The sequence below is a fragment of the Colwellia sp. Bg11-28 genome, from assembly GCF_002836245.1.
Taxonomy (GTDB): Bacteria; Pseudomonadota; Gammaproteobacteria; order Enterobacterales; family Alteromonadaceae; genus Colwellia; species Colwellia psychrerythraea_A.
In genome coordinates this window covers 953,842-980,789 of sequence record NZ_PJBA01000006.1, presented here as the reverse complement: position 1 = coordinate 980,789, position 26,948 = coordinate 953,842, and the positions used below count along the sequence as shown (strand labels likewise).

The following is a 26,948-nucleotide window of genomic DNA, read 5'->3' as shown; positions in this document are numbered from 1 at the left end:
GATTATATCCCTTTGGTTTCTTTAATTTGGCTATTAGCTAGTAATTCGACCTGCTTTTGTAATTCAAGAATATCTAGTTCTAATTTGCTTGTTTTGATATCGCTATCAGAGGTATGGTGAACCATACCCCAACCGATTCCTGGCTTGTACAAGGTCGCCCAAATCCATAAAAACGGCCAAATAGCACCTAAAGTAAATAAACTGATCCAACCGGCAACATGAATTGCATCTTGATGGGGATGTTGACGGTGAACTGCAATTTCATAAGGGATATCGTGTACTACGATGATTCCGTAAAACAGCACTAAAATAACAAAAAACACTAAAAACACTAAAAACAATGCAAAATAATCTAACATTTTATACTCCTCATTGAAGCCTTTAAATTTGATAAAAAGAACTCACAACGTTATTTAAAACTTTCGCTAAAATTCACTTCAATACTTACATTCACAGTCAAATTAGAACTTGAAAATTAGCCCTATAATAAGACCGTGTGTGACGGTGTCATATTGAAAGTAATCCACTTGCCCTTGATGCCCTTCGTCATAATCCACCCAAGTGGCTTTATATTTCATATCTAAGGTCATCAGCTCACTAATTTCGTATTGCACGCCCGTTTGTATTGATGAAGTAAAATTAGCTTCATAACCACCAATGTCGGCTTGTGCAAGAAACGTCCACTGCTCATTAATATCAGCTAACCACCTAACACCAACAACAGCATCAACCCAACCAGCATTAACATCACGGTTGAGATCATTTCCTGGTAACTGAGACAAAGCAATACCCGTGCTAATATCATTGTCCCACCACCGAACACCGGCAAAATAATCTAAAGTGCCCGTAGATAATTGAGTTCGATACATACCTAATCCTTCAAGAACTCCTTGGCGTACTCCTGCAGTGACTACACTGCCATTTTTATTTGTTTTTTTGCCACTCAAGTCCATATAGCCGTAATCTAAAGACATACCCCAACCGGAATCATGGTGAGCTTCAAAGTGAGCCATAGCTGCACTGTCTAAATTATTTAGAATAGTGTCAAAATCGACATCAACTCCTACCCCATCCAAACGACCAAGACTTGCATCTCCATCGATACTGGTTACCATGACATAGGGCTCTAATTGAAAGCTCCATTCATCGGCGACGCTGTCAATGGGAAGACAGGTGATAAGACAAACTGTTAATACATTATTTACGATGATATTCATTGTAAAACCCTTCAAAAATATGTTTGCTAATCACTTTACTGGTGCATGATAGTCGTGTTTATTCATGGTTAAAAATGAATAAAAGCAATAGCACTATAAGTACCATTGATATTCCACAATGCCTTACTTAGTTTTTGAAGCTATTGAACAAAAAACCTAACTGGAGATGACAACTTTGTTAGTACTGACTATCCAAAGTGAGGAATAAAAAAGTCCACTTTAAAATTGATTCAAAGTGGACTTTTAGTGTTTCAATATAACAATTTTCTATTTCGCTTTAATCTCTGTTGATACTTTTTTAACAAATGCTTTCATTTGCAATGTTGTGTAGTTTATATCGGCAGCACCAAAACTCTGACCGACTTGCATTGGGTAACCTTCTAATGAGCCTAAGAACTCTTTTACCTTGCCGCTTACAGGTACAAATGCCCACATGTTATCAACCATCCAACGAACATACATAGACGATTCAATCGGTCCTTTTTCAAAAGGGTCTGCACGTAAGTTTACTAGTTGTGGCCACGCTGGTACTTCACGTGTGCCACTTGCCATATCCCCTTTAACCAGTGCAAAACTTGCTTTCCAATCATTCCAACGTATCGCATTTAATTGACCTGATTGGCTAAAGTACATAATCGTTTCACGTGGCCCTTTGTCAACTTCACCAGCAAAGTAAGGTTTGAAATTAAAACCATCTAAATGTACTCGCCATTTTTTGTTATTTATTTCACCACCTTTTTTAAGATCAGCAACTAACGTATCGTTACCCATCGCTGCAGCTAATGTTGGCATCCAATCGATATGAGACATCATTGAGTTCATTTTGCTACCGGGTTTGATAGTACCGGGCCATCTAACTAACTGAGGTACACGCATACCACCTTCATAAGTTGTACCCTTTTCGCCATGGAATGGAGTATTACCACCGTCAGGCCAAGTAAATGTTTCTGCACCATTATCAGTGGTGTAAATAACAATGGTATTGTCAGCAATTTTCAAATCATCAAGTTTGTCTAATAAAACCCCTACGTGCTCATCGTGCTCTAACATACCATCTGCATAAATGCTGATGCCTGACTTACCTTGCCATTTTTCTTGTAAGCGTGTGTGAACATGCATTCGTGTACTGTTGTACCAAATAAAGAAAGGTTTATCCGCCTTATGAGCTTTGTCGATAAACTTTAACGTGGCACCTAAAAACTCTTCATCAGCCGTTTCCATGCGCTTTCTTGTTAATGCGCCAGTATCTTCCATACGACCATCAGCAAAGGTATGTAAAACACCGCGAGGACCAAACTTTTTCTTAAATCTTGGATCTTTCGGGTAGTAATAGGTTTCCGGCTCTTCTTCAGCATTTAAGTGATAAAGGTTACCGAAAAACTCATCAAAACCATGTTTAGTCGGTAAATGTTTGTCTTGGTCACCTAAATGGTTCTTACCAAATTGTGCGGTCATGTAGCCGTTATCTTTAGCAACATCACCTATCGTAGGGGCCCAATCAGGAATGCCATGAGTAGAACCTGGCATACCGATAGTTAACAAACCGGTACGAAAAGGTTCTTGCCCTAAAATGAACGCTGAGCGACCTGCCGTACAGCTTTGTTGCGCGTATTGATCGGTGAATAATGCACCTTCATTTGCAATCCTGTCGATATTAGGTGTTTGATAACCCATCATGCCATGGTTATAAGCACTGATATTATATATACCAATATCATCGCCCCAAATTGCCAAAATATTAGGTTTGCTTGTATCAGTTGTTGCTAGTGCCGTTGCAGATGCAGTCAACATCCCTAATGCAATGGCAAACTGCGTAAATTTAGTATTAATTGTCATAAGTATTCCTTTGGTTAAACCTTCAAATCTGATAAAGAATGAATATGAGGCGAGCTTAAATAAAGATGCTTATATTTAGAAATAAAACAAAATGACAGAACTATAAGTATCACTTATAGTAGTTTGTAATTGAGAGGTAACATTGACCTAAAAGAAAGGAATAACTGCGATGGCTAGGTATTTAAGGAACGTAGATTTAAATCTACTGTCAATATTTACGGCGTTAATGCATGAAAAAAACATTAGCCATGCTGCTGAGAATTTGGGGATGACCCAGCCTGCGGTTTCACAAGCACTCAAAAGATTAAGGTCGCTCTACAATGACCCATTATTTGAACGTAAGTCGGGGAAAATGATGCCGACACTTAAAGCTGATGAAATATATCCTATCATCAATAAAATACTCGCTGATGTGTCATCAACCTTGCCTGATACCGGTGATTTTTTACCAGAAACAGCCAATCTAAATTTTCATATCAACATATTAGGTGTTGGTAACAATGACTTTTTAACTAAACTAAGCCAACGCTTAGCGCATGTAGCTCCGAATATATCACTTACCGTGAGCACAGAGATGTTAGTTGATGCCGAGAAATCATTAAGGGATAAAGAGTACGACCTGCATCTTGATTATTTAACTATTGACGAAATAGGCTGTCATCACCAAGAATTGTTCAACGACCAGCTCTTTATTATCGCAAGGAAAGGACACCCTAACCTTAACAATAAAACTAATTTATTACTCTCTGAATACTTGGCAGAAAAACATGCGGTATTAGCCCCAAGAAAAGGCAATGTTTACCCATTGAGTTTAGCCTTGCAAGATTTTAGCTACAACCGAGAGATAAAATATACCAGTACCAGTATCGAAAACATTTTAGAAATTGTGAGTGCTACTGATTTAATTTGTATCATGCCAGGCACTGTTTTACAGTCTATGCATAATGTAAATGACTACATTTGGTTTAACCCACCTTTTAAAACTAAACAAATGATAGCTTACATGAATTGGCACTGGAGTATGGAACACGTAAAGTCTCACCGTTGGTTAAGAACTATCATTATTGATATTTGTAAAAACATGCAGCCACTACCCGCCATTGAATAATACGGTTATTCAATGATGAACCAATTCCTTGTGTTTACCTTCATGAGTGATGCCACGACAGTGACATGTTTAGGGATAGTTTCATATCAATAGCCCCACTTTAAATGGCTAAAGTTTTCCTGTATTTATTGGTGAATAACATTACGGATATTGACACGCACTACCTCGAAGTACATGCGTATGTGCTGAATAGATTTCAAACCTATTAAGAATGATTTTATTACCACTTATACTCTAAGCTGAATACTAGCGCTTCACCTAATAAAGTAATTCTAGGTCGTGTATCGTAAATAGTTAAAATTACACCTACTCCAAAAACACTACAGAGATCCCCTAGCTCCAGGATACAAATACCTCCGGTATCTTGATAACCCGTAGCGACACCTGCCAATAAAAAAACCTTATAATTTTGATCATAATTCTCGATATAAACAGATTGAGTATACATCACTGATTGTTTGTTATATGAATTCTCAAATGTGCTAAGACTGTACCCAATGTTATCTTTAATGTACTCAAAACCGAGCAACTTGTGTTTTTTATTCATTTTTTCGCTACTAGTAGGGTGATACGATACGGCATAGAACTGTGTTGTGAAATCGCCCGCATTGGCTGTAAATACGGCACATACTAATGGTAATAGTATCTTATTCATTATTTTAATCTCTTATGCAATTTATTCATTAGATGTTAACGGAGGTGACACTAGCCCACTTAAGGGCTTTGATTGACCGTTCAGAATCATGGTATACACAGAATATTTACAGATATAGAATAGGAAACAAAGAAACGGTCTTCTTAACCGCTAAAATTAAGAAAAAATGGCAAGCTGATGTTGCCATTTTTTGGAGAGCTGATAGTCGCTGAATAACTTACATCGACAAATCTTCACGTAATACGTAAATGTTATAAGAAATGGATTTAAAGTGCGATGACCAACTGGTTAGTAATTCTTTAGCCTTTCCCTTGTTATCTAAATGTTTAGCTAACATTTCACTAAATTTAATTTCTGGCGGTGCCATATCCCCGTAACTCATATACGGAATAGCCAGATTCATTTCCATTTTTCCGTTGATATTCTCATCCCAAAACCAATTATATGGCCAATTTTCACTTTTAGCGGCATCACTAAGGGCTTTTTTGTCTTTTTCTCGCGCTGCGCTATGGCCTAATTTGAGGTGGTAAGTATTAACACCAACATACTTATATTTTACATCTGCCGGCCAATGACTATTTTCAAAATCAGCTTCAGAACGATCTCGTTGGTAATGGGCAACATATTGACTCACATTTTCACGCCAGTTTTCAGAGGCCTTTGATTTGATATTCCATTGGCGATACTCATCAAGATCTGACCAAGATTCACAACATGAACGCACTAAATAAGCATTCATTTTTTTACCCATGTCGGCCTGATATACTGACCATTTACGTGGGTCATCCATTGACTTACGGTATTCGATATGTTTTTTAAACGCTTTTTCAAAATCAGCTGACTGCCCTGCTTTAGGATAAAAGACCCACATAGTGGTGATTATTTTTTCTAACTTTTTTTCTTCTGCATTGACTGACACAGATACACAGGTCATCAGGAAGATGAACAGCGAAAAGTAAAATGATAGTGCTTTTAGTTTTTTAGTCATGGTGGCTTCCTTACTTATGATTGTTTATCCATGACAACCGCCAACAACTTAATGGAATATGGATAGGAGTACGAAGTGCTCTTATTTTTATTTCAACGTCTAAAAATAGTAGTAAAGTAATTAGATAAAAGCCACTTGTAGTGCTGATATTCATACAGAGTGGGGTTGTATAGGTGACTGCTGCTATTAAATACTTTGCAATGTGGTCAGTCAATTGTGATGCTATTAAACGATTACTTTGATACCAAAACTGACATTATTTCTCATCAAGAGTCTAGTTATGGCCATTTTTAGTTATGATTAAGTATATATACATATTATTGAGGTCCACTAATGCTGTCGAATAAAAACAAAATTAGAAAGCTGCTTAACGGCATAGAGACTGGCGATCCAGATGCTGCATTAGTGGTAAATGAACAGAAGTACATCCAGCATAATCCGCATACAAAAGAAGGAAACATTGGGTTAGCAGAGCTATTTAAACAAATAGCAAAGACTGGGCCACGCGTAAATATGATCCGAGTATTTGAAGATAAAGATTTTGTCTTTGCACATATGGAGTATCATTTTTCTACTTTAAAAGTAGCATTTGAAGTATTCCGCTTTGAGGATGGTTTCGCTGTAGAGCATTGGGATAATATGCAACTCATGCAAAAGGTTAATGCTTCCGGTAGAAGCATGTTGGATGGCTATCTAATAACAGAAGATCATGATCTCACTGAGTTTAATCGGAGCAGAGTTTCTTTATTTGCAAATGAGATTTTAATTAAACGAAAATTGGATCTATTAATAGATTTTGTATGTGATGATAATTTTATCCAACACAGTCCATTACTTGCTGATGGTATATCTGCTTTGCGCTCAACGCTAAGCGCCACATCGAAGCAAAAATACAAAATAACATATTCTAAAATTCATCGAATCTTAGCTGAAGGAAACTTTGTTTTAAGTGTAAGTGAAGGGCTAATGGATGAAAAGCACTGTTCATTCTATGATTTATATCGTATCGAAAAGGGAAAAATTGTTGAACATTGGGATACTATTGAACCAATCCCACCTCGTACGGAATGGAAAAATGATAATGGGAAGTTTTAATCTGTTTACAACGATTACTTAGGTCATAATTAAGGTCAAAATCGAAGTAAAATTTTATTAAGCTACTTACTTCAAAGTACCAAATAAAATATTTTTTAGACCCTATTCACTAGGCACTAAGGCACTAAGGCACTAATATTGCCATTCTGACTCGACGACGCCAATGTAGCCAAAGAAAATATCGTTTAAATAATTAAAATAGTTTGAGAACCAAGGTAACGAAATAGTTGTTTAAATAACAAAGTGTTATTATCCTTCATACGCACTTCATATGCTTTAGTTTTAGAGAGTAGACTGGTAAGTCTATAGCTCGTTCTAGCTACAATGAAGTTGAATAAGATAATCAGTTGATTGAATCACAATTTGTTTTTCAACGTTAACAAGGAAATGTAAAGAATGCCTGCGCTCCAACGTCTTCATGTAATCATCATTTTAATCGCCACTCTCTCTGGTTGTGCCTCACTCCCCGAGGAGATCAAGCATCCGGTTGAGCCACTAGCGCCACAATTAACGAGCACATTGTCTACATTAACTGACTCTTTTCAGCCTGAGCAGTCGACACAAGAAGAGAGCGCCATTCTGTTGCAGGACAATGGCTGGGATGCATTGGCTCAGCGGTTGGCTCTAATTGAAACAGCTGAGCATAGTATCGATGTCCAGTATTACATTTGGAATGCAGATGCTTCGGGACTCTACTTGGCAAACCGCTTGATAGCGGCTGCCGATCGCGGTGTTAAAGTACGCGTAATGCTGGATGATTTCAACCTAAGCGAACGGGAGAGTTTTCTAGCAGCACTAGATCTTCATCCTCAAATAGAAATCCGAATATTTAACCCTATTCCCAGTCGTCGCGGGGTAGTAAAGTGGCTAAATTTACTCAGTGATTTTTCTCGTCTAAATCGCCGTATGCACAATAAATCATTCACCGTCGACGGCGTTCTGTCTATTGTAGGGGGCCGTAATATTGGCGACGAATATTTTGATCTTTCCGATGAAATAAATTTTCGTGACCGTGATGTACTCGTTATGGGCACCGTGGTAACTGATATCCAAGCTAGCTTTGTCAATTACTGGAACAGTGGTTGGTCTTACCCTATTAATTTGTTGGCTGATAAAGTCTCATCAGATCTAGCGGTACTAGATAAAGTGCCGGCTCCTCATTACAAACACTACCCCGCTTTGCCAGCAGGAAATAAGAGTGCTAAGAGCTTTTTAAAGGATGTGATGGACGAGATGACTTGGGTGCAAGCACGGTTTATTTCTGATCGACCTGTTCCTGTCGATGTAGACAATACTAGTGAACCCAAAGCTACTGCTAAATTATTGGCCGAGTTAGCTCACCAATCAGACCAAGAGATCTTATTAGAATCCGCCTATCTAATCTTTGATGATCGCCAACTAAAAGCACTACAGATGTTAACTAGCAATGGAGTGCAGATAAAAGCATTGACCAATTCAATGGCCTCTAATGACCTAGTTACTAATCATTCGGGTTACGCAGGTAGACGTGAAGATATGCTTGACCACGGTATACAGTTGTACGAATTGAAACCCGAGACTACTCTGTGTGAAGAGTCGACTAGAGACTTATCTAAATGTGCACCAACAGCGGCCTACGGTCTTCATGCAAAATCGGCTGTTTATGACAGGCGAGTGACTAGTATCGGCTCTTTTAACTTCAATTTACGCTCAACCTACCTCAATACAGAGTCCATTCTAGTGATTGACAATAAGCGAGTAGCTGAAATGCTTGCTGACGATATTGAGCAGGCGATGAACGAAGGTAACAGTTGGCGTCTGAATCTATATGAAGGAAAAGTCCGTTGGTATTCCGGTGAAAAATCCTGGAATAGCGAACCAGAAACAGTTCTAGGCGAACGAGTCAAATCAAGTTTATTACAATTATTACCGATAGAGAAATACTTGTGAAGCGAGTTATAAAGCTAACTAGCTAAAGCCCTCAAGGAGTGAATGACAACTATCGTTCATTCCTTGAGGACAACTGCTAAAATTGTGATTATTTAACTTCGATGTAATCATCTAGTCTCCTCGTTTTATCAAACCATTCTTGATCCGCTAGTATAAAAATCACGCTTCATAAGCCTGCAATACATACGAACCACCATCTAATTCAATACCTGATATTCCATTGTTTGTTAAAACGTATGGTCGGCAGACAAAGGCGTGCTCCGTAAAGGTAGGAGTAAATCTACCCATTAAAAAATAAACATGAGAAGAATTGTACTCACTAGATTGCATACTCTTTTTGAAAAAATTAATATTTATATATTTATCAGTTGGTTAGTTAAACGTGAACATTGGCTTGATATTCGCTTAAGTGAGGTTTATCTCATTAATCAATAGCCAGAAAAACCGAAATCAATGAAAGAACTACAATTTAATAAATCAACCGATCTCTATAATTTGATTTTAGGTGGTTTGATCGCACTAACCTCAGAGCAACATATCGGCAAAGTTACTTATCGATCTGTCAGTGAAAATATCTTTTTAGGGAAATGGCTAAAAAAAGCCAAGCAGCAAAAACGCTATCCAAGATCTATAGCACTACTGCTAATTTTCAGCTTTAAGCTTTAAGCTTTAAAACCAATTCTAAAGCCCCCCCAATGTTTACCTTGAATGAAAATTGGTGCGGAAACATCGTGCATTATCTCACCAGTATCGCGTTTGTAAGTTTGTAATAAAAAGCTATCTATGTTTTTAGCACAACGAATGCCTGTGGCATCATTAAACATGCGTTTAGTGCGATTATTGGCTACATCCAATGTAGGGTTACCAGTTAGAGGTTTAGAAAAACACTTGTTATGTGTTGGGAAGTATCCATTGATGTCAACAGCACCAGCATAGATCATATCGTTGAATTCTTGCAATAATGGATCTTGAATTCTCGGTAATACTCTATCAGTAAACCTGTCAAAACTAGTCGAGAATTTTGCTGGTTCCGTATTGCCAATTGTTTGATAATTAAAGTCGAATAGCTGCTGCATTGTAATGCTTTTATCAATAATACTCTTTTCAAATAACTTACCCACTTTATCTGCGGCAAGTTGTGCTTGATTACACATTGACGTAATTAGGGTTTTACTGTCAAACGCTGATAGCTGGACAAATATTGATTCAGTACTGGTTGATAAACTTGAAGCTTGAATTGATGCTTGATGAGTTTCATTGCTTTTGTCGATTAGAAAATCATGTAAGTTGACCACCGAGGTTGATATTTCAGCAGCCGCTAGGTCTTGCTCTTGAAGTGCATGACTTATTTGATCGCTTGCGCCTGAAGAGTCTGACATCAGTTGGTCTATCTGTTCAAATGACAATGACAAATCTGTCATTGTGGTGACTACACTGTTCGTTTGTTGGACAATATCTGACATAACCGCTGTGGTTTCACTAGTTTCATCGCCCATTTGTTTTAACATGTCGCCAATCTGACTGGTAGCATCTGCCGTTTTTGCTGCTAAAGTTCTTACCTCATCAGCAACAACAGCAAAACCTCTACCTTGCTCTCCAGCGCGTGCGGCTTCAATGGCAGCATTGAGTGCCAGTAAATTTGTTTGTGAAGAAATAGCATCAATAACATCAGTAATACTTTGAATTTCTAGTGCTTTTTTTTCTAGAGATTGTATTTTAACTGAGGCATTATTTACTGCCATGCTTAACTGGTTAACTATTCTTATATTGTTCATTAATTGCTGATGGCTTGATGAACTGGCTAGCATTGCTTGGTTTGATTGCTCTGAGGCAATAGCAGCATTATCATTGATTTGTTTGCTATTGACAGACATTTGCTCAGCAGCCGTAGCAAGCCGGTCAACATCTTCACTTGATTTTACAATGGCACTGCTAAGTTGCTCTAAAAAAAAGCTGACCTCGGCGGAGTTAATAGCAAGCTCACTCGCTTTACTTCCTATTTTCTCACCAACATTTGCAAGGTTGCTATGTTCTTCGTTGGCATTTATATAGGAGAGATTAAGCAGCGTTGTCGAAGTGGCTAGTTTATAAGTAAGAGAAGCCACACTTATAAAAACGGCGGCGCCAGAGGCGGCAGTGGTAATTATTATTGAATTAAATATTTGCTGGCTAATAAAACTTATCAGTGAAATTATGCCCACAATTATTGTGGCAATAAATATAGGTTTAATGACTTTATTATTCATTGTTTTCTTCCTCGGCGTGTTCATCGTCACTTTTCGTATAATAAATTGAGGAAATAAAAACGCCAAACTCAAATAGCAAAAGCATAGGTATCGCTAATAAGGTTTGAGAAATGATATCTGGCGGTGTTAATAACATCGCAATAACAAAAGATCCAACAGCAACATAGGGTCTTTTTTCTCGTAAGCTCTTCGGAGTCGTAAAACCTGTCCAACATAATAAGATAATCACAATAGGGATTTCAAATACGATGCCAAAGGCAACAAACAGCTTTAAAACAAAATCAAGATAGCTACTAATGTCAGTAGCAATATTTACTCCTTCGGGTGCAACAGAAGTAAAAAATGCAAAAACAATCGGAAAGACCACGTAATACGCAAAAGAAATACCGCCATAAAAAAGAAAGCTACTCCCAAGCATTAAGGGGCCCATTAATTTTTTTTCATTGCGATATAAGCCCGGTGCGATAAACGACCATATTTGAAATAATATGTAAGGCATACTGATGAAGATAGCTAAAACGATAGTCAATTTAAAAGGAGCAAAAAATGATGAAGCAACACCTGTTGCAATCATTTGCCCACTCTCAGGCATAACGGCCAATAAAGGCAAGGAAACATACGCATAAATATCATTAGCAAAGTAGATCATCGAACAAAAAAATACTAAAACAGACAAGACAGCTTTAAGTAACCTAGATCTTAATTCAATTAAATGGTCGAATAATAGGTGTTGGTTAGTTGAAGAACTCATTAATTATTATTTTCTTTTTTGTTAGGATGATAAACAGACTCAGCCTCGTCTTTTAACATGTTCAAAGACTCGGTAACTTCCGGTGACAAGTTTTGTAAATTAAGCCCTTCCACTTTTTTAAAATTATCATTAAGTTCTTTAATATTTAACTCCCCCGTTAATTCCGTTTTCACGCTATTACTGAAACTTTTGATGTCGCTGATCCAACCGCGAATAGTACGTACTGCCACGGGGAGGCGCTCTGGTCCTAGAACAACTAAGCCAATGATTGAAACTAACAAGAGCTCAAAAAAACCTATATCAAACATCAGTTATGCTTTATCTTTTTCTTTTACATCGACTTCAACTCTTGCTTCAGTGTTTGAGGTGTCTGCTAACACATCATTTTTTGATTCGGTTTTATCTTCGTCATCGACATCGGTTATTGCTTTTTTAAAACCTTTAATAGATGAACCTAAGTCAGCCCCTAAATTTTTTAATTTTTTCGTGCCAAATAATAAAACGACAATCACTGCAATCATCACTAATTGCCAAATACTGATACCACCCATAAAAAATCCTATATTTAAAATAAACCCACGATAAGGTTAGAGCAAGAAATGCACCAGTTGCCAAAAAACCCTATTAAATAATATTATTGTGTAGTTTTATCAAGTGGTTAGTGTTTTGTTATGGCTGTTGGTCTAACTTTAACGTTATTAACGACGATACCAGCTATGAATACAGCAACTTCATGAGTCTGTACTCGTGATCTATTATATTCATTGACCTCAGAGGATATACGATAGAATAGTCAAAGCATTAATCCATTAGTAGAACAGTGAGACAAGTGTTCCATCGCGATAAAGAGATATAAAGGGTTGAAGTATTGGTGGTGTTTAAAACAAGATGAAGTTCTTGGACAATATCTAGGGGATGAGTATACCCAAGCTCCCTCAAGGTGAGATTCGACTGGAATTATAAGCCGCTAAATTCATCCCATTAGTTAAATTATACAGTTCATATTCACCTCTGTTTTTCACATAGATCCAGGTGTATCACTCTCAGGTTATTAATACCTATTTAAACCATAAACTCATTAAAAATTTAGCCAAAATGTATTTTTATTTGTATATAAAAATACATTATTAGTAATGTAATCCTTTGAAATTAAAGTTAATTTTTATTTTTACTTGTTTTTGTTTATTGTTGTTCAATTTGAATTGGCACGAAATACGCTATATCCCCGATGACGCAATAAAAAATATAACGCGTTAAAAACTAATTAACTTACTAGGGGTTTACATGAAAAATAAATTACTGAACATCACAAAATACTCTGCTTTAACGATAGCTATGTTATCAAGCACTGCACAAGCTATTAGCTTTAGCGAAGGTGGCTGGACTATGGATATCAATGGCATCGCCGGAGGGTATTACACTAGTACTGATTGTGAAGTAGCAGACGATGCATCTCAATGGAGTACATGGTCGGCATGTGCATATGCCGTAGAACAAGAAGATACAGCATCAATACAAAGTGGTTTTTTACCAGGTTGGCTCAACTTTATAGCAACAACCACTACAGATTCTGGTCTTGATATTAAGGCACACTTCGGATTATCACCGGGTATATCTGGAAAGTCAGATTTTGGTAACCGTATCGCAGGCGGTGCCCAAATTGGCGATATGCGAAATCTCTATTTAAGTGTAACATCTGATTTTGGTACCGTATTGGTAGGGCGAAATTCAGGGCTATTTCAATATAATGCTGCCTTTTCTGATACGGCCCTTCTAGGTGTCGGTACACACGCAGATTCAGCCGGAGCGCTAAATGTAACATTTGGCGCGGTAGGGACAGGTGTTACCTTTCTGTCTTTCATGCCACAAATAACTTATTCAACCCCTGTTATGGATGGATTACAAGCGAGCGTTGGTATATTTCAGCCTGTAGCTATACAAGCAAATTTTGGCGTTGATAATCGTCCAGTTTATAATAGAACTGACACTCCTATGATACAAGGTTCAGTGACCTATGACATTGACGGCGGCAGCAAACTTTGGGCTTCATTTGTAACCCAAGAAGCAGAAATATCAGGTGGAGGAAGAGATCTGACAGCAAAAGGCTTTGAGTTAGGCGGAAAGTTGGTGGTGGGCGACTTTACTGTAAACGCATCGGGCTTCATGGGTGATGGGCTAGGTGATGGTATTATGTTTATTGGTGGAGTCGATGCTGAAGGTAATGCTGTTGAAACTCAGGGTTATATGGCCAATATCAGTTATAAATTTGGTGCAAATACACTGGCTGCACAATACGGAGTAACGGAAAATGATGAAATTGATGGGGCAGAAAATGAAGCCATATCACTTTCTTATTTTAGAGAAATATCAAAAGGTTTAAATTTCACATTGGAATTTACCGCTCATACCACCTCTCAAACTGGGTTTAGTGATGCAGAGTCTAATACTATCAGTACTGGTATGATTTTATTCTTTTAACTTCGTCAATAGACTCGCTAGTCTGAGATCCGGTTACAAAAAATAAACCTATATACCCGCTCCACTTGAAGATGCTCGTTTCAGGAAAGCTGAGCGAATCATAATCAAGGCACATTTTTTTATTAAGGGTCACTCCCTTAAAAACAAATGTAACGACGAGTATGGTTTGCTCAGACTTCCCCCCAAAGGGCTGGTTTATAAACGATTTATGCTGCGTAATTGATTTCGATAAGGGAATAACCATTCTCTTCAATCAATACCTTGCCTAAAGGCGTTTATAAATCCAGCTGAATCCTGCATCTTCAAGTGGAACGGGTATATTGGCGTTACGACCTAGTTTCTTAGTTGTGGCGTCAGGTTCACTTCAAATAGGCAAACTCGAAACCAAGATGCAAAGGTTTATACGCCAAATAGTTGTAATCACTCTACCGTATTTACATTTAAAGGATAAATCATGGAAGTCCAGTTTGGCGGTTGCCTACTATTAGTTTCTATATCAGTATTATCCCAAGAGAACCAAGCGTTCAATTCCCCTATAGACATCGAAAAAATAACGATTACAGGAAAAAATACAAGTTTACTAGGTGAAGCAATTTCAGCTTCTCAAGGGGTAGTAGGACAAGGAGAAATAGCAATAAGGCCGTTACTAAGAACCGGCGAGATACTTGAACTTATACCCGGTATGGTTGTTACCCAACATAGTGGTACCGGTAAGGCCAACCAGTATTTTTTACGCGGCTTCAACCTTGACCATGGGACAGACTTCTCCACTTTTATTGATAGCATGCCCATTAATATGCGCACTCATGGTCACGGCCAAGGATATACCGATCTGAATTTTATTATTCCTGAAAGTATAAGCCGTATTAATTATCATAAAGGTACTTATTCTGCTGATGTAGGTGATTTCAGTGGTGCTGGCAGTGCAGAAATGCTAACCCTTAATAAAACAGAACAAGGCTTTGTTGAACTTACTTTGGGTGAAAATTCATATTCACGTTTAGTAAATCTAGATAGCTTCAATGCCGCGGGAGGAGCTTGGTTGTATGCATTTGAATTAAATAAAAATGATGGCCCTTGGACCAGTGTAAATGAAGATTTAAATAAAACTAACTTATTATTAAAACATGCTAGAAACTTAAATGAAGGGCAATTGAGTATTACCTTGATGGGTTATGATAATAGCTGGAACAGCGCCGATCAAATTCCCATGCGAGCAGTGCAAGATGGCATTATAGCTGAGTTAGGCTCTTTAGATAAAAGTCTTGGGGGGGACTCAAGTAGATATAGTCTCAGTGGAATATGGCATAATGATGATTTTACTGTCTCGGCCTATGCCATCAAATACGATATGAATATTTGGTCTAACTTTACTTATTTTTTAGAAGATGAAATAAATGGGGATCAGTTTGAGCAACTTGACAAACGTATCATTTACGGCGTAAAACTCAGTTATCAAACACAAAATACCTTTATCGGCCGACCGGTGCACAATCTCTTTGGTTTTGATATTCGTTATGATGATATTGAAGAAGTAGGTTTATATCATTCAAAAGAAAGGCAACGTTTAGGCGCAATACGTAGCGATAAAGTCGATGAAATTAGTACAGGATTATACTGGCAAAATCAACTTGAGTGGAGCACTAATATTCGTATGGTATTTGGACTTCGGTACGACCATTTCGACTTTGACGTTAATACACTCATCTATAAAAACAACCATGACATTGATTTAATTGATAATAACGGCACTGAAAATGCTGATTTATTCTCAGTGAAAGGTAGTATCATTTACACCTTAAACGATGAATGGGAAACTTACTTGTCAATTGGCGAAGGGTTTCATTCTAATGATGCTCGCGGTACAACCATTGAAGTAGATCCACTAAATGGTGATCCAATTGATAGCGTAGATCCATTAGTACCTTCATTAGGTTATGAAATTGGAGTTAGAGGTTTTATCAATGAACGTTTAAACACCTCTATCGCACTTTGGAATTTAAAATTAGACAGTGAGTTATTATTTATTGGTGATGCTGGAAGTACTGAAGCTAGTAGCAGCTCTGAGCGCAAAGGGCTAGAAGTAACGGCTTACTATCGACTCTCGAAAGCTTGGGTGGCTGATATTGAATATGCATTTTCCGATGCTAAATTTAATGAATACAGTATTGAAAGTAATGATATACCTGGTGCTATCGAGCATGTTTTTCAAGCGGGTATTAGCGTAGCTTATGACAGTGGTTTATTTGGTAATTTGAGGATGCGTTACTTTGGCGAACGCCCATTGGTTGAAGATGGTTCAATAACTTCAGACCCAAGTATAGTAGTTAACTTTAGGGGGGGGTATAAACATAATAATTGGATGCTAAAAATAGATGTTTTAAATTTATTTGATAGTAATGACCATGATATTGATTACTATTATCCGTCTCGCTTAAATACTGAAAATGCCAAAGAAGGTGTTAATGATATTCATTATCACGTACTTGAACCAAGAGCAATTAGGTTATCTGTTTCCTACAAATACTAATTATTGTGTTTTAAATTTTTGAGTGTCTTGAAAAGTGCTATTTAATTTAGATTCCTCCTTTATTAAATAGGGTTTTAGCAAGTGAATTTTTTCCATACCATTATATCTGTCCGGCTATCAGCACCTAGCTTTTTACAGCTCATTGCTTAACCAGACCTAATATTAATTAGTCTGCTGTGAATAGTGAAAAAGCAACATGAACTAGAATGTACTATCTACATCTGAATTATTGGGAGAAACAATACTGTACTTTTTCATTTTTCGATAAAGTGTTGCTCTACCAATTTCTAACTGTTTCGCCGTTTCAGTTGCATTCCAATTATTGTGTCTCAGGGTGTCTAATATCTTTTGTCCTTGTTCAGGCAAAATTTCGGCATGTTGTATGTGTGTGCCCTCATTTTCGTTGAAAATAAAGGGGGTACAATCAAATACATATTCAGGTAAATGTTCAGGTGTGATGGTATTATCATCGCACAGAGTACTGGCGTAACTGATGACATTTTTTAATTCACGGATATTACCTGGCCAAGAATATTCCGCGAGTATTTGCATTGCCTCTTTCGATAAACCAATTTTCGATTCACTACCAACAAGACACGATACTAAATAGTGCAGATCTTGACGATCACGTAATGCGGGTAAATTAATTGTTGCACCATTTAGACGATGATATAAATCGGCTCTGAAGGTAGACTGCTCCGAGTCAATTTGTGGTGAGATATCTTGATGAGTAGCGCTAATAAGACGAAAGTCTACTGCAATTGCTTGATCAGAACCTACGGGAGTCACTACTTTTTCTGCCAATACTCTTAATAATCGAGTTTGCAGGGTAGCGGGCATATCTCCGATTTCGTCTAAGAATAACGTTCCTTTATTTGCTGCGAGAATTAGTCCAGTTTTACCTTTACTGCTCGCACCGGTAAAACTTCCCGCTTTATAACCAAACAGCTCACTTTCGATCAAAGAATCAGGCAGAGCCGCACAATTAACGGCTATAAACGGTCCTTTGCGACGATTACTACACAGGTGAATAGCATTAGCCAAGACTTCTTTGCCAGTCCCTGTTTCACCTTGGATCAACATATTGATATCAGTGGGAGAAAATTTATTTAGCAGTAATTTTACTTTCTGCATCATGGGGTCGGATCCCGCAATTTTGTCAATTTCTGCGGCAATCGGCTTAGTGTTGTCTTGTTTAATTGAGCTAGATTGGTTTAACACCATATTTCTGATTTTAGTACGTGGTGCTTGGAAATAGCAAAAAAATGAAATGCCCGTATTTTTTGATTTGATAATAAACTGTGCAGAAGAGTTATTAAGACCTGCTTCTAATTGAAATAATGAGGTGATATCAAATCCAGTGAGTAACTGTGATCTGATGTCATTAATGCCAAGTTCTCTCGCAATAATTTTTCGAGCATTCTGATTAGCGCCAATCACAACATTGTTACTATCCAACGCAATTAAATTTGGACAATAAGTATTCAGCGAACTAATGTTTATATCGAATTTTAAAATTGTCGAATTGCTATAATAATTTAAAAAATTAGCGGCCTCAATAAGTCCAGCATGCATCTGTACCAATTTAAGCAACAAGTGTTGACTCGCTTTTTCTTTTGGTGAAGAAAGCGCTGAGACATCAAGTACAGCCAATAGCTGACCATTATGATCTAAAATAGGCGAGGCAGAGCAAGTTAACGTTGTATTTACTATATCAAAATGATCTTGTTGGTGAATAGTTAGCGGAACAAGCTCGTTGATAATTGTACCGACTGCGCAGGTTCCAGCATGACGTTCATTCCAGTCAGCACCCAAATATAACCCTGCGTTTCTTAAGTCTTTGGTTAAGCGATTATTACCAATAAAATCAACCGTAACAGCGTTTTTATCACAAAGTAAAACAACATAATCTAATGCTTCTACTTGTGAGTATAAATTTTCCATCCCCTCTCTTGCCGTAATGATAAATTCTTCCATAGGGGAGGTATGATTTTGCAATTCAGACTGGGTAAGAACGCGTGAACCATGTCGGCCCAAAGGGTCAAGCTTAAAGGTTTGAATACAGCGTTTCCATGAACTAGTGACTAAGTTTTTTTCTGAATCTAACTCATTACTCTCAATTGATCTATAAACATTAGATAGATGTTCATCAATGATGGAAGTTCTCATTTTATTTCCTTAATATATTACGCATCCTTGTCTTTGTTATTTAGCTTATCCTTACTATATACCTATAACAGTTCATATAATAGCCAGGTAATTATCAATCACAGATTGTGCAGACTGATGAAGGTCGTTTGCCAGCTTGTTATAATTCACGTTAGCATCTCCGTTGTGCTCTGTTAGTGATGTCATAGCCTCTCGACTAAAAACCTCAGAATGACCAGATTGCCGGTAACATTGATTTACGGCATCGACTAAGTTGGTAATTTTGGGGTTGATTAGAATAAAGGCATGGGCTAAAACACCAACTTTTCTATTACTATTAACAGCACTCGTTCTGCGCATTTTCTGCGCAGTTCCAATAAATTTTTTATTATTTATAGATAAATTAAAAGCGCCATTACAATAAGCGCCCTTGACCTCACCTGTTTCAGCACTGACCCCATAATTGGATAACCATAGTTCCAAAATATCGATCAATAATTGATAGCTTTTCGTCGTTGAAAATTCTACTTCATTAGGCCATGGGTAGACCATGCTTAGATTAAACACGCCTGGCGCTTGAGGAACCGGTGAACCACCGGTTTTTCGTTGTTCTATTTGCCAACCAAGTTTTGCCATATGAGTAGTTAATTGTGGTGTGGCTAGCCACTTATTTGATGCTGGGAGCACCATTACATTTTCTACTGGCTCCCAAATAAGAAAACGAGGCGTTTGATCGATAAGCACTTTAGCTAAAGCCTGTTTTTCCCACTCTAGCGCTTGAGTTGCAGATATCGACATTAACGCCATCGGATTAGGCAAGGATAATCTCCTCTATATGAGTACAGATATCCGATAAAAAATTAGCGGCCGGCGAACCATCTATTGCTCGATGATCTATCGTTAAAGAGAGTCCCATCATTTTAACCGCTTCAAACTCACCTTTAGCATTAGGTTTTACACATTCGCTGGTCGCACCTAAGCCTAAGATTGCGATTTGAGGGGCGTTTAAAATGGGCGTAAAGTGTTTAACTCTGGTTAATCCTAAATTCGTGACTGTAATCGTTCCCCCCATATAATCATTTGGTTTAAGTTCATTTTGTTTGGCTTTTTTAGTGGCGTTATGTCGAGCTTGTTGTAATTCACTTACGGTTAAATTTTGAGCTGAAAAAATAGTTGGTGTCACCAAGATATTTTGATCCAAACTTAGCGCAAAAGACAAATTGATATCACGATAATAAACAATGTTGTTATCTTCAACTTTAGCGTTCAGATCCATATGTTTTATAAGTGTTTCAATCACCACATAATGCAACAAATCTTGTATTGATACATTTTCTCCTTGTTCCGATAATTGTCGTTTTAAATGCAGTAAAGGCGAAATATTGGCTTCTGCATGTAAAGTAAGCTGCGCGCTAGTCTGTAAGCTTTGCTGCATTTTTTTTGCGATTGCTCCCCTAACACCACGCAATGGCACAGTGTAGGTTGAATCATTGATAGATTGTTCCATTTAAGATACCTCTGCTATTACGCTTCCTTTATTCACGACATCGTCTTCTTCACTGATAATGGATATTATACCGTCACAGGTTGAATTGATTTCGTACTGAATCTTCTCGACCATCACTTCTGCCACTAACTGTCCTGTAGACACTTCACTGTCGTTATCTACAAGCCAAGCGGTAATAACAGCTTCTTCATCTTCTTCCCATAAATCCATAGGCACTATTATTGACTGAGTCATTTATTTACTCTCCATCATGTTTAAACATACATTAATTATTTTTTCGGTGGACGGCAGCGCCCATTGTTCCATTGGTCTACTAAACGGGATCGGAATGTCTGGGAAAGTGATACGACATGGTGGTGTTTTAAGCATCTTATGATCATGTTCAGTCACTGAAGCTATAATTTCTCCACTAACACCAAAACTATGATAATCCTCATCAACAACCAATAGTCGTCCCGTCTTTTTAACGGATGCGATAATATGTTCTCGGTCTAACGGCACCAATGAACAAAGATCGACAACTTCAATACTGATATTTTGTTTCTCTAGTTCTTGTGCTGCTTTTAATGCATGATGCACCCCGATCCCAAGACTCACAATGCTGATATCTGCGCCTTCAACGACCGTTCTTGCTTTACCAATTTCTAATTCATAGTTCTCTTCAGGCACCTGATTAATTGCCGCGGGCTCATTTCCTAGCCAACCCATACCTTGTAATCCTTTGTGGAACAAATAAATAACAGGACTGTTGTCACGAATCGCAGCTGTCATTAAGCCTTTTGCATCATAAGCATTACTGGGTGCAACAACCTTCATACCGGGTAAATGGGCAAAAGTACCATAAAGACACTGGGAGTGTTGCCCACCATCACTATAACCTGCACCAGTGGAAGCCATTATCACCATTGGGACGTGTGAATTACCGCCTGAGAAATAGATGTTTTTTGCCATCATGTTGTATATGGCATCAAAGCAAACACCAAAAAAATCAACAAACATTAATTCAACTACTGGGCGCATGCCATCCATTGCAGCGCCGACTCCAGCACCGATAAAGGCGGTTTCTGAAATCGGTGTATCACGAACCCGTTCCCCACCAAATTCATCATACAAGCCTCGAGTATTTCCAAATACTCCACCAAGTTGCGCAATATCTTCGCCCATGATGAAGACTTTGGGATCCGCGCGCATTTCTTGAGCTAGCGATTCTGCCATAGCACGCGCAATAGTTAGTTTTTTAGTTGCAGACATATTAAGTCTCCTGTAGATAATTATTATTAAGCGAACACATGCAGCATGGCTTCTTCTGGTTGTGGATATTCACTGTCACGGGCGAAGGTAATAGCTTGTTCAACTATTTGTTGTGTTTCTTCAACAAGTACTAAATCATCATCTAGCGTGATAACTTTTGCATCAATTAACTTTTGACGATAAGTAGGAATAGGATCTTCTTTGACGAGTTTGTCTTTCTCGCCCTTTGGACGATAATCTTCAGCATCGCCCATGAAATGTCCTGCCAAACGGGATGTTTTTATTTCAATTAAGCTTGGACCTTCACCACGTCGTGCTCGCTCAATCGCTTCTTTAGTGGCACTGAATATTTTGTCGGGGCAATTATCTTCAATATGAATACCTGGCATGTCATATGAGGCAGCACGAATACTATTTTTTTCAACTGCCGTCGACGTTGATTTCGCAACTGATATGCCCCAATCATTGTCTTCGATAATAAAAATAACAGGTAATTTCCACACTGAAGCTAAATTAAGCGTTTCATGAAAAGCGCCCTGATTTGCCGCACCTTCACCAATATAAGAAATAGCGATGCCCGATTTTTTTTGTAATTTTCGAGATAAAGCTGCGCCAACTGCTGGTCCCATACCTTGTGCGATAATGCCCGAACAAGCGAAATTAACATCGTTATCAAATAAGTGCATATGACCACCTCGCCCACCACTTAATCCTGTTTTTTTACCAAATATTTCGGCCATCATCTTATTAAGATCAACTCCTTTGGCGACTGCAATATGATGAGGTCGATGGGTTGCGGTAACGACATCTTCAGCCTTTAAATGAGCGCATACGCCAACGGCACATGGCTCTTGACCATTTGAAAGGTGCATCTCTCCGGGAATAGGACCATTGGCCATATTAAAAACAGGCTTCTTACCCTCCATATAAATACTTTCAATACGTTCTTCCATATAACGGCTAATCAACATATTGCGATACATCCAGATACGCTGTGATTCTGTGGGTAACATTTTTTTCTCCTAAAATAAAAATGTGGTGTTCTTGTCTTTTAAACCTAAATGCATGGGAAAATACATAAATTACGGTGCAAAAACACCACGAAAAATTTTAACTACAGTGCATTCGTTTTGACTAACTTTGCGATATGTTCGGCCTGTCGAATAGCCAAAGCAACAATAGTTAGGGTAGGATTAACAGCAGCGCTTGTTACAAATTGACTTCCGTCTGAAATAAATAAATTAGGGACATCATGTGACTGCCCCCATTTGTTTACCACGCCGTCACTAGCTTTTTCACTCATACGGTTTGTGCCCATATTGTGGCTATTTGGATAAGCAGGCAGGTTATGTAATTTAGTTGCACCGACTGATTTGTATAGCTTAGCCGTTTGGGCGTAGGCGTGATTACGCATCACTAAATCATTGTTATGATCTGTTTTTGTTATAACGGGGACGGGTAGTCCATTTTGATCTTTTTCAGTAGGGTGTAAAGTGATGCGATTAGTCTCTACGGGTAGATCTTCACCACAAATCCAGACACCTGCCATATTTTGGTAATTCTCTAATGCTTCAGATACCTCTCTACCCCAGCCACTAGTACCGGGTTTTAAAAAGGCCGATAAAAAACCTAAGCCTAGAGATAAAACTTCTAATGAATAACCCGCAACAAAACCACGATCTGGATCATTACGTTGTTCACTTGTTATTAAACTGGGGACAGACGTACCACGATGCATATTGACTGGTTTTGGAAATACACCGTAAACGCCTCCAGTTACGTGTCCCATGTAATTACGACCAACCTGCCCTGACGAATTTGCTAAGCCATCTGGGAATTTTTTAGAGGCTGAATTGAGTAGAAGACGAGGTGATTCTATTGAATTCCCAGCAACACAAACAATCCGTGCTTTTTGGAGTTTTTTATTACCATTTTCATCGACATAATGTACCCCACTTGCTCGACCATCTTCATCATGCTCTATTTTTAGCACCATTGAATTGGGTCTAATTTCACATAAGCCCGTCGCTTCAGCCTTTGGGATCTCTGTATACATCGTTGACCACTTAGCACCAATTCGACATCCTTGCATACAAAAACCAATTTGTTGACACGCCGGACGTCCGTCTCTAGCTACTGAGTTTATCGCCATGGGCGCATTAGCAAAGGTCATTCCTGTACGTTCTGCTGCAACTCTGTGCAATTTTGTGTGGCTGTTTTCAGGCAAATCTGGGGTTCCCGTTGCTTTAGTGCCGGTAACTCCCATTTTATCTTCGGCTTTTTCGTAATAAGGTGCAATATCATCATATGAAATTGGCCAGTCAGCAACGTTAGCTCCCTCTATGACGCCATTGGTAGATTTCATTTTAAATTCATGCGGCTTGAAACGCAGCGATACGCCAGCCCAATGAATTGATGAACCGCCAACACCTTTAACAATCCAAGCGGGTAAGCCTGAATGGTTTTTAGCATGATGCCAACCACCGGCTGAAATCCGTTTATCCAACCACGACAGCTTCATGAACATTTCCCATTCACTGTTTTTTAAGTCTTCAAGTGTGAAGCGTTTACCCGCTTCTAATACTACCGAGCGAACACCTTTTTGCGCGAGCTCATTAGCGACAGTGCCACCACCAGCGCCCGAACCAATAATAACTACTAGATCATCATCGTCTAGATCGAATTTTGCTATATTTGTCATAATTTTTTCCCCAAGTTTATTTGATACCATTTTTATTAATGGTTAAGTTAATCAGGTTAATCGTTAAGCCAATCAAGTTCGTTTAACCCTCGGTCAATGTATCCACCCTTTTCCCACGACGAACCTTGATAGCCAAAGAGATGAAACAGATCTTTGTTGTCATAAATGCCGAACATTAGTGCTGTTCTAACTTTTATAAAAAATGGATTGTCTTCGATAGAACGTAAAACTCTGATGCGATCTGGTTCATAACCTACGTTCAGGAAAGGTTGTCCGAGTTTCTCAATACTTAATTGGTCAAGCATTGCGATGCCTTCACCGATCAACTTTTTTTCTTGCTTAGCAAGATCATCTACAATCTTTTGATAGTATTTGTTCTCAAGCATTTCGTGGGGGTAGATGTCTTTCGCCAGTTTTAACATCGTTTGGCTGATATGACCTGAGTCAGGCATGCTAATCGAGCTGGCTTCACTTTCTGAAGCCTTTGCGCATCCAATCATAGTCGTTGCTACGACGGTTCCAGCGACACCGCAGCCGACGCTGCCTAAAAATTTACGACGTGAGATAGAGCTTTTATTATCTTTCATTGTTGCACCCTCTGTTTAAAGATATGAGTACTAGAGCAATAGATATGCCAAGCATTAAATTAACAACATTTACAGTGACTTATGTGATTTCTTTAGATATTTCCATTGATTTGACTTTAAGCTTGAGACGAGTGTCTCAAGCCAATGAATACACGAAAAATAATGTTTTCAAAGTTATACTATAAAAATTGGGTGAGAAAAACATTCAGCGGTAAAGGTGGTAGTCGGCGAGCCAATACGCTATTTTTTCAGCCTGCTTTACCATGATTTAATCTGTTTTTTTAAGTGAAATATAGTTATCTATATCATCAAGTCATTAACTTAAGAGGGGGGAGTATGAGATATGGTTGTTGTAGATAATAAAGTAGATTAAATATGAGGGCTAAATCTGGAATAACCTCTTAGAATAACATAAGCCTATTGGCCTCTTACATTGTATAAGTTTACTCATTAAGCTATTAGGTTTAGTTTAAATGTTCACCATAGTATGTAATCGTTAATAAATATTTACTTATCCCCCGAGAGTAATCACTACTTTCGTCTTTAAAGAGGAATGGGATAGAACGACCATTAATTCAAATAAATATTGAATCCCACTCGCCTTATTTCTATAAATCAGATTACTATGTAGTCAAATAAGGGCATTGAACGCGTAACGACCCAATATGCTGATATTACCAGTGCACATACAGATACATAGTAAGGTAATTTTTTAACGAGTACTGTCTGTTTTTTAATAAGTATTGTCATCGTGAAGGCCAGTGCATAGATAAATAATTGCCCAGCTTCAATACCAAAATTGAAAGATAGTAGATTAGTTATGCTTGTTTGAGCGCCTTCCTTTTCAAGTTCGTTGAATACAAATGAAAAACCAAAACCATGAATAACACCAATAACTAAAAGGGGAGTGGTTCCTAGATGCTGCGCTTTTTTCAACAATAATGCTATTGCTGTGAAAGCAATGGTGAGTGCAATTAATAGTTCTATACCTGGTATGAATATTGGCGATGCTATGGCTATGTTGTCACCAAAGAATAAACTGAATGAATGGCCAAAAGTAAAGGCAGTTGCAAGTGATAAAAGCTTTAAAAAACTAGCTGCACTGTAAAAAAGAAGTAACACAAATAAAACATGATCTAACCCTATTAAAATATGAATAAATCCATCGCTAAAGCCGTTAATTAATTGTTGTGTCATGCTAGGCAGATGAGTTGATGAATAATCAAGAATACCTAAGGTTGTCGTTACAGATTCATTAGCATTGTCTCTATGGAGATTGATAATGTTTGCAAGTTTATTAATTGCATTAAACTTATCTCCAAGTATGCTACTTATCGAGATATCATCGTTTATTACTGAGGTATTAGATATGCGTAATTTAATATCAATGCCCGCATCGAATAGTTTTGTGGCGCTGGGTCTTATTGTTACATCACTAGTAAAATTTTCTTCAGCGGTTTTTAAACTGCTAAATGGTTTGCGATCATCACTATTAAATATGTTGATTGATTCAATGTGATAATTTTGTACAACACCATTTTTTTTAATTGTATAACCCGGTGTAATACTTTTTTTAAAGTCATCTAAATTTTTTGTGATCTTCTCTGGGTCAATCAAATAACCTGAGTTGTTAACTTTATTTGTATAAGGGATATTTTGCTTGCTATCAATTCCTTTCCAATTTTCATCTAAAAGAATAAGTGGCAGTGGCATTCTCATGAGAATGATTGTGTCTTGATTATCTTGGTATAAATGTATGATTCTTGGCTCAAAGTGTGAGAAATGAGAGAACACAGACGAACTGTAAATTATTAGTATGAGAGCAAGTATTTTTTTCACAGGTTTTATCTCTTTTAATTAATAGCACTACCTAGTTTGAGGTAGTGCTATGCTTATCCCTTTGGATTAATAGCATTACCGA

General features: G+C 37.9%; 24 protein-coding genes. 6 read left to right on the top strand and 18 right to left on the bottom strand.

Annotation, left to right across the window (positions count from 1 at the left end; all coding sequences use genetic code 11):
- Positions 1–2: 2 nt before the first annotated feature.
- The 3 genes from CXF79_RS11335 to CXF79_RS11325 all read right to left on the bottom strand — a co-directional run bounded on the left by CXF79_RS11335 (position 3) and on the right by CXF79_RS11325 (position 3,053).
- Positions 3–359, bottom strand: a complete 357-nt coding sequence (locus tag CXF79_RS11335) for a DUF3302 domain-containing protein (protein ID WP_101154990.1) — start codon at positions 357–359, stop codon at positions 3–5.
- A gap of 102 nt (positions 360–461) precedes the next feature.
- Positions 462–1,217 (bottom strand): hypothetical protein, encoded by a 756-nt coding sequence (locus tag CXF79_RS23520; protein ID WP_101154989.1) that lies wholly within the window; start codon positions 1,215–1,217, stop codon positions 462–464.
- 267 nt (positions 1,218–1,484) lie between these two features.
- On the bottom strand, positions 1,485–3,053 hold the full coding sequence (locus CXF79_RS11325; protein WP_011043820.1) for an arylsulfatase: 1,569 nt from the start codon (positions 3,051–3,053) through the stop codon (positions 1,485–1,487).
- 169 nt (positions 3,054–3,222) lie between these two features.
- Between CXF79_RS11325 and CXF79_RS11320 the strand changes: the two genes are divergently transcribed.
- Positions 3,223–4,161: a LysR family transcriptional regulator gene (locus CXF79_RS11320; protein WP_101154988.1), complete on the top strand. Its 939-nt coding sequence runs from the start codon at positions 3,223–3,225 to the stop codon at positions 4,159–4,161.
- 220 nt (positions 4,162–4,381) lie between these two features.
- Here the strand turns inward: CXF79_RS11320 and CXF79_RS11315 are convergent, their stop codons facing one another.
- A complete protein-coding gene (locus tag CXF79_RS11315; RefSeq protein ID WP_101154987.1) occupies positions 4,382–4,816 on the bottom strand; it encodes a hypothetical protein in 435 nt (144 codons plus the stop codon).
- A gap of 217 nt (positions 4,817–5,033) precedes the next feature.
- Entirely contained in the window at positions 5,034–5,804 is a 771-nt protein-coding gene (locus CXF79_RS11310; protein ID WP_011043824.1) for a hypothetical protein, read from the bottom strand.
- Positions 5,805–6,137: 333 nt separating this feature from the next.
- Here CXF79_RS11310 and CXF79_RS11305 point away from each other — a divergent pair, with 333 nt between their 5' ends.
- The 3 genes from CXF79_RS11305 to CXF79_RS11295 all read left to right on the top strand — a co-directional run bounded on the left by CXF79_RS11305 (position 6,138) and on the right by CXF79_RS11295 (position 9,494).
- On the top strand, positions 6,138–6,899 hold the full coding sequence (locus CXF79_RS11305; RefSeq protein WP_101154986.1) for a nuclear transport factor 2 family protein: 762 nt from the start codon (positions 6,138–6,140) through the stop codon (positions 6,897–6,899).
- A gap of 396 nt (positions 6,900–7,295) precedes the next feature.
- Entirely contained in the window at positions 7,296–8,828 is a 1,533-nt protein-coding gene (locus CXF79_RS11300; protein WP_101154985.1) for a phospholipase D family protein, read from the top strand.
- 453 nt (positions 8,829–9,281) lie between these two features.
- Positions 9,282–9,494 carry a DUF2913 family protein gene (locus tag CXF79_RS11295; RefSeq protein ID WP_101154984.1) on the top strand — a complete coding sequence of 71 codons (213 nt, stop codon included), beginning with the start codon at positions 9,282–9,284 and terminating at the stop codon, positions 9,492–9,494.
- Here the strand turns inward: CXF79_RS11295 and CXF79_RS11290 are convergent.
- Genes CXF79_RS11290 through tatA form a run of 4 tightly spaced genes read right to left on the bottom strand, consistent with a single transcriptional unit; the run spans position 9,491 to position 12,376 of the window.
- A complete protein-coding gene (locus tag CXF79_RS11290) occupies positions 9,491–11,074 on the bottom strand; it encodes a methyl-accepting chemotaxis protein (protein WP_101154983.1) in 1,584 nt (527 codons plus the stop codon). The two genes, CXF79_RS11295 and CXF79_RS11290, sit on opposite strands and share 4 nt — an antisense overlap.
- On the bottom strand, positions 11,067–11,825 hold the full coding sequence (gene tatC, locus CXF79_RS11285; protein WP_101154982.1) for a twin-arginine translocase subunit TatC: 759 nt from the start codon (positions 11,823–11,825) through the stop codon (positions 11,067–11,069). Before tatC ends, CXF79_RS11290 begins: the two co-directional genes overlap by 8 nt.
- Positions 11,825–12,133, bottom strand: a complete 309-nt coding sequence (gene tatB / locus CXF79_RS11280; protein WP_101154981.1) for a Sec-independent protein translocase protein TatB — start codon at positions 12,131–12,133, stop codon at positions 11,825–11,827. Before tatB ends, tatC begins: the two co-directional genes overlap by 1 nt.
- 3 nt (positions 12,134–12,136) lie before the next feature.
- Positions 12,137–12,376 (bottom strand): twin-arginine translocase TatA/TatE family subunit, encoded by a 240-nt coding sequence (gene tatA, locus CXF79_RS11275; RefSeq protein WP_101154980.1) that lies wholly within the window; start codon positions 12,374–12,376, stop codon positions 12,137–12,139.
- 733 nt (positions 12,377–13,109) lie between these two features.
- On the opposite strand from tatA, the gene CXF79_RS11270 reads away from it, so the two are divergent.
- Complete coding sequence (locus tag CXF79_RS11270; RefSeq protein ID WP_101154979.1) at positions 13,110–14,303, top strand: porin; 1,194 nt, start codon at positions 13,110–13,112, stop codon at positions 14,301–14,303.
- A gap of 454 nt (positions 14,304–14,757) precedes the next feature.
- Entirely contained in the window at positions 14,758–16,833 is a 2,076-nt protein-coding gene (locus CXF79_RS11265; protein ID WP_101154978.1) for a TonB-dependent receptor, read from the top strand.
- A gap of 201 nt (positions 16,834–17,034) precedes the next feature.
- On the opposite strand, the gene CXF79_RS11260 is transcribed toward CXF79_RS11265, so the two are convergent.
- From CXF79_RS11260 to CXF79_RS11220, 9 genes are all read right to left on the bottom strand, one after another.
- Positions 17,035–19,002 carry a sigma-54-dependent Fis family transcriptional regulator gene (locus tag CXF79_RS11260; RefSeq protein WP_101154977.1) on the bottom strand — a complete coding sequence of 656 codons (1,968 nt, stop codon included), beginning with the start codon at positions 19,000–19,002 and terminating at the stop codon, positions 17,035–17,037.
- A gap of 72 nt (positions 19,003–19,074) precedes the next feature.
- On the bottom strand, positions 19,075–19,800 hold the full coding sequence (locus tag CXF79_RS11255) for a lipoyl protein ligase domain-containing protein (RefSeq protein ID WP_101154976.1): 726 nt from the start codon (positions 19,798–19,800) through the stop codon (positions 19,075–19,077).
- Positions 19,793–20,488, bottom strand: coding sequence for a 2-oxo acid dehydrogenase subunit E2 (locus tag CXF79_RS11250; RefSeq protein ID WP_041737026.1), 696 nt, complete (start codon positions 20,486–20,488; stop codon positions 19,793–19,795). The genes CXF79_RS11255 and CXF79_RS11250 overlap by 8 nt, the downstream gene beginning before the upstream one ends.
- Positions 20,489–20,722 carry a biotin/lipoyl-containing protein gene (locus CXF79_RS11245; protein WP_041737028.1) on the bottom strand — a complete coding sequence of 78 codons (234 nt, stop codon included), beginning with the start codon at positions 20,720–20,722 and terminating at the stop codon, positions 20,489–20,491. It abuts the gene before it with no gap.
- On the bottom strand, positions 20,723–21,739 hold the full coding sequence (locus CXF79_RS11240) for an alpha-ketoacid dehydrogenase subunit beta (protein WP_011043838.1): 1,017 nt from the start codon (positions 21,737–21,739) through the stop codon (positions 20,723–20,725).
- Positions 21,740–21,765: 26 nt separating this feature from the next.
- Positions 21,766–22,752, bottom strand: coding sequence for a thiamine pyrophosphate-dependent dehydrogenase E1 component subunit alpha (locus CXF79_RS11235; protein ID WP_011043839.1), 987 nt, complete (start codon positions 22,750–22,752; stop codon positions 21,766–21,768).
- Positions 22,753–22,853: 101 nt separating this feature from the next.
- Positions 22,854–24,440, bottom strand: coding sequence for a GMC family oxidoreductase (locus CXF79_RS11230; RefSeq protein WP_101154975.1), 1,587 nt, complete (start codon positions 24,438–24,440; stop codon positions 22,854–22,856).
- A gap of 56 nt (positions 24,441–24,496) precedes the next feature.
- Positions 24,497–25,027 carry a transcriptional initiation protein Tat gene (locus CXF79_RS11225; protein WP_011043841.1) on the bottom strand — a complete coding sequence of 177 codons (531 nt, stop codon included), beginning with the start codon at positions 25,025–25,027 and terminating at the stop codon, positions 24,497–24,499.
- A gap of 615 nt (positions 25,028–25,642) precedes the next feature.
- On the bottom strand, positions 25,643–26,866 hold the full coding sequence (locus CXF79_RS11220; protein ID WP_157825872.1) for a HupE/UreJ family protein: 1,224 nt from the start codon (positions 26,864–26,866) through the stop codon (positions 25,643–25,645).
- Positions 26,867–26,948 lie beyond the last annotated feature (82 nt).